Here is a 13,507-nt window from a genome sequence, read left to right on the forward strand (position 1 = left end):
CTGATACAATGGAGGGACAGTTGTGTAGTCAAACCTGCTGGGAGGAACGAATCGATGAAAACAAGAAAATTGGGAAAGACAGCATTAGACGTACCTGTTTTGAGCTTTGGCGCATCATCACTGGGCTCTGTATTTCGTGATATTGACCGGGATGAAGGGATTCGTACCGTTCATGCAGCGATCGATGCAGGTATGAATTATATAGACGTGTCGCCGTACTACGGTTTAACCAAGGCGGAGACGGTACTCGGTGAAGCAATCCGTAGTTTGCCGCGTAGCTCTTATACGTTATCAACCAAAGCTGGACGGTATGGTGAGAACGAGTTTGATTTTTCTCGCAAGCGTATTTTGGAGAGTGTACAAGAGAGTCTGGCAAGGTTGCATACGGATTATCTTGATATTTTATTTTTACATGATATCGAGTTTGTGGCTCCTGAGATCATCATTGAAGAAGCTTTTCCAACATTGTTAGAACTGAAAGAGAAAGGCGTGATTCGTTACGCCGGAATCTGCGGTTTGCCGTTGCCTTTATTCGAAAAAATGTTGCCGCAGCTTGATGCGGATGCCATTATCTCCTATTGTCATTATGCTCTAAATGATACGTCATTGTTATCGCTACTGCCGTTACTCGAGGAAAAAGGGGTTGGACTTGTAAACGCTTCCCCACTTTCAATGGGATTGCTTAGCACGCGCGGAACACCGGCTTGGCATCCAGCGGGTGAACGGGTAAAAGAGCTTTGTTTGAAAGCTGCCCGCTTCTGCGAGGAACAAGGCAGTAATATCGCCAAGCTGGCAGTACAATTTTCTACAGCAAATGAACAAATCCCAACAACTCTCGTTAGTAGCGCGAGCCAGCAAAACATTGTCAACAACGCGGCCTGGGTTGAAGAACCTGTAGATAAGCAACTTCTGGAAGAGGTATTACGTATTCTGGCTCCATTAAACAATGAAACTTGGCCGAGTGGTCGTGCTGAATATAACGGATAGTTAAATATATCGTCGAATGGATCTGAGGGGGAACAGTGATGAGAGCTATCGTATGTGAAGAAATTGATCGTTTGGTGCTGAAGGATTTGCCGCAGTCCGAAAGAGGTGAGGGAGAAGCACTGGTCGCTATCCAGCGAATTGGTATCTGTGGTACAGATTTGCATGCGTACAAAGGCAATCAGCCGTTTTTTACGTATCCTCGTATACTTGGTCATGAGCTTGCAGGTATCATCGAAGAGATTGGCCCGAACGAGGCAGGTTTACAGCCGGGAGACCAGGTAAGCATTATTCCTTATCTGCATTGTGGACATTGTATTGCTTGTCGTTCAGGCAAAACCAATTGTTGTGCATCCATGCAAGTGATGGGTGTACATGTGGACGGTGGTATGAGAGAACGGATTACAGTGCCTGTTTCCCATCTGCTGAGGGCAGAGGGGTTAACATTAGATGAGACAGCTATGGTTGAACCACTTAGCATTGGGGCTCATGCTGTGCGCAGAGCTGCACTTCAACCAGGAGAGCGTGTTGTTGTTATTGGAGCCGGACCTATCGGGCTGGGAGTCATGGCCTTTGCCAAACAAGCAGGTGCATACGTTATTGCTGTGGATCGAAATCTGGACAGGCTGGAATTGAGCCGAACCTGGGCCGGTGTGGATGAGATCGTGCAGGCGGATGAACAGGCTCTGCAGCGGGTATCCGAGATTACTGGCGGTGATTATGCCACGGCTGTATTTGATGCGACAGGTAACGTACATTCCATGAATGGCGCGATACCTTATGTGGCTCACGGTGGACAGTTGATTTTTGTTGGACTGGTGAAAGCCGACATTACGTTCCATGACCCGGAATTTCACAAGCGTGAGATGAGTATGCTGGGCAGCCGGAATGCAACACGTGAGGATTTTGAACAGGTGTTATCGACGTTGCGTGATAAAAAATTAACGATGGATGGTTATATCACACATCGAGCACCTTTTGAAGAGCTGCCAACCGCAATGGATACTTGGCTGTTACCCGAATCTCAAGTGGTTAAAGCAATCGTAGAATTATAATTTTCACAATTTGAAGATGTGTACGAAGAAACGCTCTCTTCCCGGTCAATGAGCAATGGAGAACGATCCATTAGTTCATGGGAAGAGAGCGTTTTGTTATATCGTTATTTTCGCTAGCTATTTCATTTTTCTGGATTCGAGATAATACCTGCGTGAGGGTCAATGTGCCGAACAATGGATTTTAACCAGATCATTTCCAGGAAATGTACTTCGTAATAAAGTGTTCCTGGAATCTGTTTGATCCAGACCTCCGCGCCAGCGATCGGGGAAGACTCGAGTGTTGCATCAAACTTCCCTGGTTCCCTGCGCAGGCGGTTTCGTACAGCTTTTTCAACTTGAGCACGTTGCGTGGTCAGAATGCATATTTTGCGTTTGGGGGAGAATCCCCGGAATGCAAGGTACACCATTTCATAGGCAATCAGATAAGCGATAATAGAATACATGGCCTGATCCCAGCCAAAAACAACACCAGCAGCTGTCAGTATGATCAAGTTAAGCAGCATGATTATTTTTTCGATAAGCATCCGTTTCCCGCTAAACACACGTTCAGGTGGCCGAGAAGACGGATCACCGATTTCCAGCGTATCCAGTGTCCCACCATACCGAACAACAAGCCCAATTCCGAGCCCCAGGCATAACCCGCCAAACATGGCAGCAGCCAAAGGATGCTCGACGAGCGGCGGCATGGGATGTAGCACAATGGCACCGATCGAAAAGACAACCAAACCCAGAACAGTTACAAGTACAAACTTTTTCTTCACGATCCTGTAGGATAAAAATATAAACGGAACATTGAATAGAAACAGGAATAAGCCGATTCGTAGCTCCGTCCAGTGTGCGAACAGGGAAGAGATCCCTGTTATGCCACCAATAATAATTTTATTGGGGTGCAGAAACAACTCAAGTCCCACGGAGGCTAGTATTCCGCCAATGATGACCAGAAACAGATTTAGCCAGCGGCGGGAGGGCGCTATGCTACTCTTCGTAGTACGTGGCACCGGATTAGCCGATATCAGAGGTGTTTTCACATGTCCATCCTCCTTCAGTGCGGCTTCGAGCCATTCTCCCTGGGTTCTTCACAGAAAGGTCAGCATGTAGCCGCTCAGTTGCTTAATACAAACATAGGTCTGCTCTGCACAGACATGTTACTTAGCCTTCTTTCTGCAGAACTTTAGGTTCCTCTTTTTTCTTGCGAGGATCTTTGAACTTGAATATTTTATCCAAAATACGGAATACGTGTTTGGACTCTTTGGTTAATAGCGGCCCCAGAATAGCAAGGATTAATACATAAAGCGCGGCAAATGGTTGAAGCAATGGTAACAGTCCACCGGCTTTACCCATATTGGCCATAATAATGGAGAACTCACCACGAGATACAATGGTTAATCCGATATTAGCAGATGCTTTTGGTGAAAGCCCTGCACTGCGTCCAGCCAGCATACCTGCGAGGAAGTTACCAAACAGTGTAATCACTACAGCAATCAAAGCGAGCCAAACGGCTTCACCACCAAGGGACAACGGATCAATAGATAGCCCGAAGCTGAAGAAAAAGATAGCCCCAAAGAAATCTCGGAACGGCAGAATCAGATGTTCGATCCGTTTAGCATGTTCCGTTTCGGCAAGTACAAGACCAACGAGTAAAGCACCGATGGCTTCAGCAACATGGATCGTTTCGGAGAAACCAGCAACAAGGAACAGTGCCCCGAAAACGACAAGTGAAAATAATTCGTTTGAACGAATTTTCAACAATTTATTCAGTAGCGGTGTAGCTTTACGTCCGAGAATGATAACTACAAGCATGAAGCCGAGAGCAATCAGTGCGGACATGATTACGCCTCCGATGGAGGAGGAATCACTGAGTACTAGTCCGGACAGGATGGAAATATATACGGCGAGGAATACGTCCTCAAACATAATGATACCCAGAATCATCTCGGTCTCCGGATTGGCTGTTCGTTTCAAATCAACGAGAACTTTGGCAACAATGGCACTAGACGAGATCGTTGTTATACCTGCAATGATCAGTGCCTCAGCTGCCGGGAAACCGGAGGCAAAACCGAATACTAATCCAAGTGTGAAGTTAATCCCGATATAGATCGAGCCGCCAACAACGATAGAGCGACCCGATTTGACTAAACGACCTACAGAAAACTCCAGTCCTAGATAGAACAAAAGGAACAGAATACCGATCCGACCCATAAAGTCGATGAACGGCTGACTTTCAATAAATCGGAAGTCCAAATGCCAGATTTGCATGGCATGTGGCCCCACAGCCATTCCGATCAAAATGTAGAACGGAACAACCGAAAATCTCAGTTTTGCGGATAAAAGGCCGGCTGCTGCAATGAGCACCAGCGCGAGCCCCACTTCAAAAATCAAATGATCCATCGAGTTACCCCCTTCCCGTCAGGAGGAGGGACTTGAAAAGCTTCTGCTGGTTGCGTTCGCCAACGGCGACTACCGTAGATTCTGCGCTAATCACAACCTCCGGACCTGGGCTGATGTGTTTTTTATGATTTTTCTCCACAACGGCAATGACCGTTGCGCCAGAGTTTTGACGTACATTCAATTCACCAATGGATTTGCCAATGCATCCGAATGAAGCTTCGATTTTGTACCATTCGATAATCAGATCGTCAAAGGTGACTTCAATATTTTCAAGTTGTTTCGGTTTGTACGTTAATCCGCCAACGATCGCGGCAATCTGTCTTGCCTCATTGTCGTCAAGTGTAATCATAGAGATGCTTTGATCCGGGTCATCATATTCAAAATGATACATTTCACGGCGTCCATCATCGTGAATAATAATGACGATTTTATCACCGCTGCTCGTTTCAATTTGAAATTTTTTGCCGATTCCCGGCAAGTCTGTTTCGCGTACATCCATGGATAGTATGCCTCCTTAGTAATTGAGGCTGGCCATAGAAGGAAGGCCTTTCTTCCCGTAATCAATTGATCTGCTGCTCAGGCGGAACATCAAATGGTGTGGGGAAACAGAGCCAGTAATTCCTGACACAGCCGAATATATGATGTGTAATCAAGATCAGTTTTGTGAAATAAAGTTCAACAAATAAACGATGACAAATAAAGTTCAAACCAGTTGTTTCAAAAGTAACGTTTACATAATGGGTTATAAGTTATGCATGAGAACACCGTCTGTAGCAAAGAGGTGGCTCCATGCTCTGGCAACCTGACGAATACGGCAAACAGGCTCTTAACGAGCTCAGGCGTATCTCGGTGCCATTGGGGAGAGGGATAAATACATACTGGTGTATTTAATTGGCAACAGAAATAATCTGCGCTTGAACAGACAATACCACGGTTTAAAAGACAGACCTGCTGTAGGAATTCGCAGCACGATTAATAATGCGAGGACAAGAAATACAGGCTTGGTTTGCTTAACTGCAGCCAGCTTGGACATCACTTGCGGATTTTTGCGAATGACAGGTTTCTGCTGAGACTCGGGTATTTGAGACAGTACTTCAAGCCCTTCTTTATTCGAAGTGGCATCGACGGATACACCAACGGCAGACTCTGTCTGCATTGGAATCGGGAAGCACAGCGCCTGAAAAACGCACAAAATGATAATAATCATGTGATGGAGCAGTCTAGGATGTTGTCTCATTTTCGGCTTCCCCCCTTCCGTGAAGATACTGTTATAAAAATAATAACACATTTTTGCGTGATCTCCAAACCATTCATTCATAGTTCACGAAACCTTCTATTATTCTTTTTGCCAAAAAACTTTTGCTCGCGTTTTATGCTGAGAAATCATGACACCCTTTCCATCAAACCGCTTCGTATATCCCTTTGGGCCTTGCCATATACTTTGAAGAGAAAGGAAAGGAGTGATTCTTATGGAACTGTTTACAGTATGGACCGATGTGTGTGGGCAAGAGGAGGCAGCCCTTTTTCAACAATGCATTAAGGAAAAAACCAAAGGTTTACATATAAGTAAAAGAGGCTTCCGGCTCACCTTCAAACATAAGGATGGCAGAGCAGTCTGGACGTGCAGAGGAAATGAGAATCACGAAGATTTCCAGCAGTGGTTGCCACGAATCAGTGATTTGCTTTCCCTGGGTATTGCGGATTATATAATGGAAACACAGGAACGAAGCATGGTAGAGAATATGATTGCCAAATCATGCTCGGTAATGGATGAACACGAAGTTGAGAAGGTTCACCGCATCTGCATGCCGCTGCTCGTGAATAGTGACTTGCATCAACCGGGCCTGCGGGAGCGCCGCCGTGCAACATTAGCGAGAGGTTTAAGGCAGGATTTGGAGGACATCCATTTTTTCCATCTCGAAGGAATCCTGAATTTCCGTATACGTGCCTACAAGCAGGAATTGCAGGAGCTCGTGGAATATGCACTCGATGAGTTCTGGATGGATCGTCAATATGAAGAGTTCATGGGGCTGTTGAAGTATTTTGTATTTTTTCAGGAGGCTAAAGTTCCTTTAATCCATCTGATCCACAAGGGCAAACATGAATTTCAGGTGCTTGATGCAGGACTTAATCTGCTGCCTGTGCAGAAAGATGAGCAGGTGGTTGTGGAGATGCCAGGGCTGGAACTGGAGATGGATATCGAGGATATGATCGTGAGTACGCTTATTTCCATATCACCCGAAAAAGTCATGCTGCACACCAGCACTCCCGAGTTGCCCATCATCTCGACGATATGCCAGATATTCGAAGATAAGGTGCAAATATGCCACCAATGTCCCGAATGTGAAGTGCTTCGTTCTGGATTGCTGACAAGTCTTGACGCAGGCGATCTGGGCAATTATAATAACTGTTGATACAAAAGCGTTGACAAAGACAAGAGCCACACGTTAGATCGGTGCAGAGAGAGGAACCTGGGCTGAAATTTCCTCCGGATATCGCGTATGGTTTACCCCTTTGGAGCTGCAATTTTGAAAATAAAACCGGTTACCCAACCATTTTAAGGATGGCGGTTTTGTGAGTAAGGATTTGCCGGGTCATGCCCGTTACCGACATGCCAATGAGGGCTGTTTTCCTAAATATGAGGAACAATCAGCTGAATTAGGGTGGAACCACGAGATATAACACTCGTCCCTTGACCGGGACGGGTGTTTTTTGCGTTCTTTTTCGTTGATCTAAGGGCGAACTGGAAATACGCAATAGATGATCAGTCCATTGCATGACAATGAAAATGAATGATGTATATTTTACAGGAGGAATGAGACAAATGGCAGTAAACATTAAACTACCGGATGGTTCTGTACGTGAGTACGCAGATGGGAGCAGTATTGAGGATGTAGCCGCTTCAATTAGCAGTGGGCTTCGCAAAAATGCCGCAGCAGGAAAACTGGATGGCATCGTGGTGGATCTGTCTACTCCAATTCATGAAGGGGCTTTGGTGGAGATCGTAACGCTGGATTCCCCTGAAGGTCTTGAAGTGATGCGCCACAGTACAGCTCACTTGCTGGCTCAGGCGGTAAAACGTCTGTACGGTAACAAAGAAGTTCATCTGGGCGTAGGACCAGTCATCGAAGATGGCTTCTACTATGACATGGATCTCGAACATCCGCTTAACCCGGAAGATTTACAGAAGATCGAGAAGGAAATGGAACGCATCGTCAATGAAAATCTGCCTATCGTGCGCAAAGAAGTTAGCCGTGCGGAAGCCATCAATATTTTCAATGAAGTCGGCGACCCATACAAACTTGAATTAATCAATGCTTTACCGGAAGATAGCGTAATTACGATCTATGAGCAAGGCGAATTTTTCGACTTGTGTCGTGGACCACACGTTCCATCTACAAGCAAGATTAAAGTGTTCAAACTGATGAACGTAGCGGGTGCATACTGGCGCGGGGACAGCAAGAACAAAATGTTGCAACGGGTGTACGGTACTGCTTTTGTGAAAAAAGCACAGCTGGACGAGCACTTGCATTTCCTGGAGGAAGCGCGCAAGCGTGACCACCGTAAACTGGGTAAAGAACTTGAAATGTTCACGTTCTCGCAACTCGTAGGTCAAGGTCTGCCGATCTGGTTGCCTAACGGTGCGAAATTGCGCCGTACACTGGAACGTTATATCGTTGATCTGGAAGAAAGCCTTGGTTATCAGCACGTTTACACTCCTGTATTGGGGAACGTAGAGCTGTACAAAACTTCCGGTCACTGGGAGCACTACCAGGAAGACATGTTCCCGAAAATGATCATGGACAATGAAGAACTGGTTCTTCGTCCGATGAACTGTCCTCACCACATGATGGTGTACAAATCCAATATGCACAGCTACCGTGATCTTCCGATCCGTATTGCCGAACTGGGTATGATGCATCGCTATGAAATGTCAGGTGCGTTGACAGGTCTGCACCGTGTACGTGCGATGACACTGAATGACTCTCACATCTTTGCACGTCCGGATCAGATCAAAGAAGAGTTTGCTCGTGTTATTGAATTGATCCAAACGGTATACAAAGACTTTGGCATTCACGAATATCGTTTCCGTCTATCTTACCGTGATCCGCAAGACACCGAGAAATACTTCCAAAACGATGAGATGTGGGAAATGTCTCAGCGTATGCTGCGTGAAGTTGTGGAAGAACTTGATCTTCCGTTCTATGAAGCTGAAGGCGAAGCGGCGTTCTACGGTCCGAAGCTGGATGTACAGATCAAGACTGCACTGGGCAAAGAAGAAACGCTCTCTACCGTTCAACTGGACTTCTTGCTCCCTGAGCGCTTTGAGCTTGAATACGTTGGTGATGATGGACAGAAGCATCGTCCGGTCGTTATCCACCGGGGCGTAATTAGTACAATGGAACGTTTCACTGCATTTTTGCTGGAGAACTTCGCAGGTGCATTCCCGCTTTGGTTGTCTCCAGTACAAGCCAAAGTCATTCCGGTATCCGGAAATTACGATGAGTATGCGCGTGAAGTAGAAGCGAAGCTGAAACGTGCAGGAATCGCGGCAGAAGCAGATCTTCGCAACGAGAAGCTGGGTTACAAAATCCGTGAAGCTCAGCTGGAAAAAATGCCTTACATGTTCGTTGTGGGCGAGAACGAGAAAAATGCTGCATCGGTATCCGTACGTAAACGCGGAGAGGGCGATCTGGGCATGAAGCTGGTGGATGAGATTGTTGCTCAGTTGAAAGAAGAAATTGCTTCAAGACAAGTCTAGTTTAGAATCCTGTGTTGTAAAATAAATCTAACGAAACCGTCTGAGAACATGGCTGAACCCATCGTTTTCAGACGGTTTTTGTGTTTCTTTTTGTACCTATACTCTGACAAAAGGTATAGGATAGATGCTTTTTGGTAACCCTTTGCAAGTGAGGGGGAGGTTATACCATGAAAAAGCATTTTTTAAAATTCAATGAAAACCACAAGTTCATCATCATGTGCTGCTTCATATTTGCCGGGATTTTGATGAGTTTCAATGAGGCCAAGGCCTATATATTTGAAGAGGAAAGCACGATCATGCATGTCCAGGAAATGAACAATAATAACAAACAAGATGTAGCTCGTAATTTAAAAGCCGAGCAGACAGGAGAGCAAAATCAACTCGAACCTGTATACACAGACGAGGCTCAATTGACCACACTCGTGTACATGGCTTTTATGTGGTCTCCACAGCCAATGGTGTTGCCAAAACCTGAATTACCAGCCAAACGGGTGATTGATCCTGCTGACCCGGCCATGCCAGTGCTGGCACCGCGTTCAGAACAAATTTTGGAAACCCAGAAGGTGACGGCAACAGGATATACAGCAGGAGTCGAATCCACTGGTAAAACGCCAAAACATCCGCAATACGGTATAACGTATTCTGGGGTAAAGGTTCGACGGGACAAGGAAACCGTATCTACCATTGCAGCAGATCCGAAGTTATTTCCGATGGGTTCCATATTGTATATACCTGGTTATGGTTACGGTATCGTTGCGGATACAGGTTCGGCCATTAAAGGCAACAAGATCGATCTGTATTTTCCGACGACCAAGCAGGTGTACAAAGAATGGGGTAAAAAGGATGTTGAAGTACAGGTTATCAAGCAGGGTGCAGGGAAATGTACGGAGCAGATGCTGGCGGAGTTGTCCAAAGCGATCGATGTCTATAAAACTGTACCGGATTCCTGGCTGGACAAAGCTATCTGAGAATGGAATGTTATGCCTGAATAACAAAATGGCTCTCTTCACATAATATTGACTGGGGACGAACCCCGCACTGCAACAGGCAGTGTAAATATGAAGAGAGAGGTGATTCGTTGTGGCAAAGAAATCCCAAGGGTACCAAACGCCGAACGAGAAGTATGATGCTGAATTTGGACAGGAGAATGGAAGCGCCGCGTCTAAAGTGAAGCAATCCGCTCAAAACAAAGTACAAGACAATTTCCAAACACCTGATGAAAAATATAATGCCGAGTTTGGAGTAGAAAACACAGGTCAAACCGGCCGTGCAGGAAAAATGAAAAAGTAAGTTGCTACGGTTCAAGCATTAAACTATGCAAGATGAATAAAGAATCGATGATGAATTGTACACCCTGGAGCGGTTGCTCCGGGGTGTTTTCATTTTCATGTTTCCGATTTCATGTTCCTTTTCTAAAATGATTAAAATTTACATAATTCTCCTCAGGCCTCAGTCTCGAGACCGAGACAAATTCCACCTGTCGGCGCTGTTAACCTTAGCATGTCTAAGGTACACTGGATATAGAATAAAGACAAAGGAGACATGAGTGATGAAACGATCTACGCTAGACCGTTTGTGGGTTGGCATACCTCTTATCGCTATAGGTGCAATGATCTTGCTCAGACAATTGGGATATGACATTGATGTAGGATATATATTTAGAACATACTGGCCGGTGTTTTTGATCTGGTGGGGAGTGAAAGGCTTGACGGAAATTCGCCGTAACGGGGGATATGCTGCTATTGGGCCCGTTGTTGTGCTTTCCATAGGTGGATTCTTCCTTGCGCGTAACTTGGGCGTGATTGGTTATTCCCTAGGAGAATTCATTCGTTATCTAGTTCCAATTCTGCTGATCGGCGGAGGGTTATATGTACTAATTGGACCAGGTCATCGGGATCGGAAACCTCATGGAAATGGAAGCAAAACACCGCCTCCACCGCCTGAGCAGCCTTATAAGCCATTGTCCCCTCAAGATTTGGAGATGCCCTCATCATTTGATGAAGAGTTCGAGAAGACCTTTGGCAAACCAAAGCAAGAGCAACCCTCGAGTAAGCATCAATCCTTTCATTCCGAAGAGGGGCCGAACCTGAAAAAAGACAGTGAAAAGTTCGGGCAGTCTCATCAGAAGTACCATTCACATTCGGATGATCCCAAATTTGGAGGCTTTGGCCACGCTAATTCTCATAACTATAAGTATGGATATGAAGAAGGCTATGGCAAAACAATCAATAAATCCACTTTCATTGGTGATTTTCATATGGGCAAAGAAGTGTTTACGCTGAAACCGATGAATATCTCCTCATTTATTGGGGATACCGTTATTGATTTGACCAAGGCACAGATTCCATATGGAGAGACCAAAATTGTCATTTCACATTTTATTGGCGATGTTAAGATTTTTGTTCCAGAAGACATGGATCTGGGCATTTCACTGACCAGCAGCTCTTTTCTGGGAGACATGAAGCTTCTGGGTACAAAACGTGGAGGTTTTTTGGGAAATGCGCAGGAGGAAACTCCCCACTACCAAGAAGCCGGTAAGAAGCTCCGCATTATTGTTAGTGTGTTTATTGGCGATGTCAAAGTAAACAAGGTGGATTAACCTATGATTCGAACGATTCTTAAAGCAAACAAGTGGGAACTGATGACGTATTTCGTGTTAACCGGATTGATCACACTGGGCGGATTCTATCTGTTATATGGGGATGTGCTTACAGGGGACAATCGCAATCGGGCATGGACGTATATCGGAGTTGTCGTTGTAGGAACTGTGGTCACCGGATATATCGCCGCATTGCGGCTTCAGCGCAAAATTGATTTGCTCGATCTCAATATGTTGAAAGTATCTAAAGGAAATCTTGCGGTTCGCATGCCTGATGCGGAAGATGCTTCTTTTGGACGGGTCTATCAGGAATTTAATGTGATGATGGAGTCCATTGAGAAAAAAATGAGGTTACTCCAGCGGCTTGGTGAGCAGGAGGTAATTGAAAAGGAACAGGCTTCTGAGCGTGCCGTTATCGAAGAACGTAAACGTATGGCAAGGGATCTGCATGACACAGTGAGTCAGCAACTATTCGCCATGCATATGTCTGCTTCATCCCTTCCACGTCTGCTAGAGATGAATCCGGAGCATGGTCGCAATGTGCTCGACCAGTTAATTCAGATGTCTCATATTGCACAGCGCCAGATGCGTGGATTGATCGCGCAACTCAGGCCGATTGAATTGGAGGGACGCGACCTAACTGCAGCACTCGACAGCTGGTTCCCTGATTATTGTCGGCAAAATGGTTTAAAAGGCGTGAAAGAGCTGGAGTTGGATGGCGGAGTCTCGGATGCCATTGAGCACCAGCTGTTTCTCATTATTCAGGAGGCTGTAGCCAATGTTGTTAAACATGCTGAAGCTGGACTCGTTAGTCTGGCTATCCGGGAATCGGAGCATCAGATCAGCATGAGCATCAGTGATGATGGGCAAGGTTTCTTGCAACAGACGGAGCGACCAGGCTCATATGGGTTGTCCACGATGCGAGAACGTGCCGAGAAGCTGGGCGGTCAGGTGCAGATTATATCCAAGCCTGGGGCGGGTACGACGGTACGAGTGCTCATCCCTAAATTCGATAACGTGTCCGAGGAGGAATCAGAATGAATGGCAAAGTAAACGTAATGATTGTGGATGACCACGATATGGTACGAATGGGCTTGAAGACTTACCTCATGCTGGAGCCTACGTTCCATGTGGTGGCAGAAGCAGGTAACGGGCAACATGCACTCGATCAGCTACGTCAGATGAAGGATTCGGAAATGCCGGACCTGATTCTGATGGATCTGATGATGCCGGTGATGAACGGAGCTGAGGCTACGCAAGCCATTATGTCTGAATTTCCGAATATGAAGATTGTCATGCTGACCAGTTTTCTGGAAGATGATCTCGTTGTTCAAGCGATCGAGGCAGGAGCAGTAAGTTATGTGCTCAAAACGGTATCCGCCGAAGAACTGATCTATGCGCTTCAAGGTGCTAACCGAGGCATGCCCGTGATGACAGGAGATGTCTCACAGGCGTTAACGCGAGGCATCCGGCAGCGGACGGCGAGGGACAGTGAATCTGGACTTACGGATCGGGAGAAGGAAGTACTTCTACTTATTGCTGAAGGGAAAACCAATAAAGATATCGGAGAAGAATTACATATCAGTATTAAAACCGTTAAAACACATGTAAGTAATTTGCTGATGAAATGTGAGATGGATGATCGGACACAACTGGCGATTTACGCACATCGGCAAGGATGGGTGAAGAAGCAAGGCTGAAAATGTTGCTATGACGGGA

The 13,507-nt window shown here is 45.9% G+C and carries 13 protein-coding genes; 9 read left to right on the forward strand and 4 right to left on the reverse strand.

From position 1 onward, the window contains the following. The first annotated feature begins 54 nt into the window (after positions 1-54). The gene (locus BLQ13_RS12295) at positions 55-987 is read left to right on the forward strand and encodes an aldo/keto reductase (protein ID WP_090919851.1); all 933 of its coding nucleotides are present in this window, start codon (positions 55-57) and stop codon (positions 985-987) included. A 38-nt stretch (positions 988-1,025) separates the two neighbouring features. After that, positions 1,026-2,039 (forward strand): zinc-binding alcohol dehydrogenase family protein, encoded by a 1,014-nt coding sequence (locus BLQ13_RS12300; RefSeq protein ID WP_090919854.1) that lies wholly within the window; start codon positions 1,026-1,028, stop codon positions 2,037-2,039. Between the two features lie 122 nt (positions 2,040-2,161). On the opposite strand, the gene BLQ13_RS12305 is transcribed toward BLQ13_RS12300, so the two are convergent. From BLQ13_RS12305 to BLQ13_RS12320, 4 genes are all read right to left on the reverse strand, one after another. Then, positions 2,162-3,067, reverse strand: coding sequence for a YitT family protein (locus BLQ13_RS12305; RefSeq protein ID WP_167375718.1), 906 nt, complete (start codon positions 3,065-3,067; stop codon positions 2,162-2,164). A gap of 121 nt (positions 3,068-3,188) precedes the next feature. Next, entirely contained in the window at positions 3,189-4,427 is a 1,239-nt protein-coding gene (locus tag BLQ13_RS12310) for a cation:proton antiporter (protein ID WP_090919859.1), read from the reverse strand. A gap of 4 nt (positions 4,428-4,431) precedes the next feature. Further along, positions 4,432-4,926: a cation:proton antiporter regulatory subunit gene (locus BLQ13_RS12315; RefSeq protein WP_090919862.1), complete on the reverse strand. Its 495-nt coding sequence runs from the start codon at positions 4,924-4,926 to the stop codon at positions 4,432-4,434. Between the two features lie 336 nt (positions 4,927-5,262). Beyond that, positions 5,263-5,664, reverse strand: coding sequence for a hypothetical protein (locus BLQ13_RS12320; RefSeq protein WP_139168886.1), 402 nt, complete (start codon positions 5,662-5,664; stop codon positions 5,263-5,265). A 232-nt stretch (positions 5,665-5,896) separates the two neighbouring features. On the opposite strand from BLQ13_RS12320, the gene BLQ13_RS12325 reads away from it, so the two are divergent. The 7 genes from BLQ13_RS12325 (at position 5,897) to BLQ13_RS12355 (ending at position 13,488) form a co-directional block, all read left to right on the forward strand. Next, complete coding sequence (locus tag BLQ13_RS12325; RefSeq protein WP_090919868.1) at positions 5,897-6,841, forward strand: putative sporulation protein YtxC; 945 nt, start codon at positions 5,897-5,899, stop codon at positions 6,839-6,841. A 410-nt stretch (positions 6,842-7,251) separates the two neighbouring features. Next, entirely contained in the window at positions 7,252-9,189 is a 1,938-nt protein-coding gene (gene thrS, locus BLQ13_RS12330; protein WP_090919871.1) for a threonine--tRNA ligase, read from the forward strand. Between the two features lie 455 nt (positions 9,190-9,644). Then, positions 9,645-10,157, forward strand: coding sequence for a 3D domain-containing protein (locus BLQ13_RS29165; protein ID WP_373323211.1), 513 nt, complete (start codon positions 9,645-9,647; stop codon positions 10,155-10,157). A 112-nt stretch (positions 10,158-10,269) separates the two neighbouring features. After that, entirely contained in the window at positions 10,270-10,479 is a 210-nt protein-coding gene (locus BLQ13_RS12340; RefSeq protein ID WP_090919874.1) for a hypothetical protein, read from the forward strand. A 259-nt stretch (positions 10,480-10,738) separates the two neighbouring features. Beyond that, positions 10,739-11,788 carry a cell wall-active antibiotics response protein LiaF gene (gene liaF, locus BLQ13_RS12345; RefSeq protein ID WP_090919877.1) on the forward strand — a complete coding sequence of 350 codons (1,050 nt, stop codon included), beginning with the start codon at positions 10,739-10,741 and terminating at the stop codon, positions 11,786-11,788. Between the two features lie 3 nt (positions 11,789-11,791). Further along, positions 11,792-12,829: a sensor histidine kinase gene (locus BLQ13_RS12350; protein ID WP_090919880.1), complete on the forward strand. Its 1,038-nt coding sequence runs from the start codon at positions 11,792-11,794 to the stop codon at positions 12,827-12,829. Then, on the forward strand, positions 12,826-13,488 hold the full coding sequence (locus tag BLQ13_RS12355) for a response regulator (RefSeq protein ID WP_090919883.1): 663 nt from the start codon (positions 12,826-12,828) through the stop codon (positions 13,486-13,488). Before BLQ13_RS12350 ends, BLQ13_RS12355 begins: the two co-directional genes overlap by 4 nt. Positions 13,489-13,507 lie beyond the last annotated feature (19 nt).

The organism is Paenibacillus polysaccharolyticus (assembly GCF_900102085.1).
Lineage (GTDB): Bacteria > Bacillota > Bacilli > Paenibacillales > Paenibacillaceae > Paenibacillus > Paenibacillus polysaccharolyticus.

Coding starts and splice junctions, on each gene's coding strand:
- BLQ13_RS12315 (WP_090919862.1), bottom strand. CDS start 4,926: ATGGATGTACGCGAAACAGACTTGCCGGGAATCGGCAAAAAATTTCAA.
- BLQ13_RS12350 (WP_090919880.1), top strand. CDS start 11,792: ATGATTCGAACGATTCTTAAAGCAAACAAGTGGGAACTGATGACGTAT.
- BLQ13_RS12295 (WP_090919851.1), top strand. CDS start 55: ATGAAAACAAGAAAATTGGGAAAGACAGCATTAGACGTACCTGTTTTG.
- BLQ13_RS12325 (WP_090919868.1), top strand. CDS start 5,897: ATGGAACTGTTTACAGTATGGACCGATGTGTGTGGGCAAGAGGAGGCA.
- liaF (WP_090919877.1), top strand. CDS start 10,739: ATGAAACGATCTACGCTAGACCGTTTGTGGGTTGGCATACCTCTTATC.
- BLQ13_RS12300 (WP_090919854.1), top strand. CDS start 1,026: ATGAGAGCTATCGTATGTGAAGAAATTGATCGTTTGGTGCTGAAGGAT.
- BLQ13_RS12355 (WP_090919883.1), top strand. CDS start 12,826: ATGAATGGCAAAGTAAACGTAATGATTGTGGATGACCACGATATGGTA.
- BLQ13_RS29165 (WP_373323211.1), top strand. CDS start 9,645: ATGGTGTTGCCAAAACCTGAATTACCAGCCAAACGGGTGATTGATCCT.
- BLQ13_RS12310 (WP_090919859.1), bottom strand. CDS start 4,427: ATGGATCATTTGATTTTTGAAGTGGGGCTCGCGCTGGTGCTCATTGCA.
- thrS (WP_090919871.1), top strand. CDS start 7,252: ATGGCAGTAAACATTAAACTACCGGATGGTTCTGTACGTGAGTACGCA.
- BLQ13_RS12320 (WP_139168886.1), bottom strand. CDS start 5,664: ATGAGACAACATCCTAGACTGCTCCATCACATGATTATTATCATTTTG.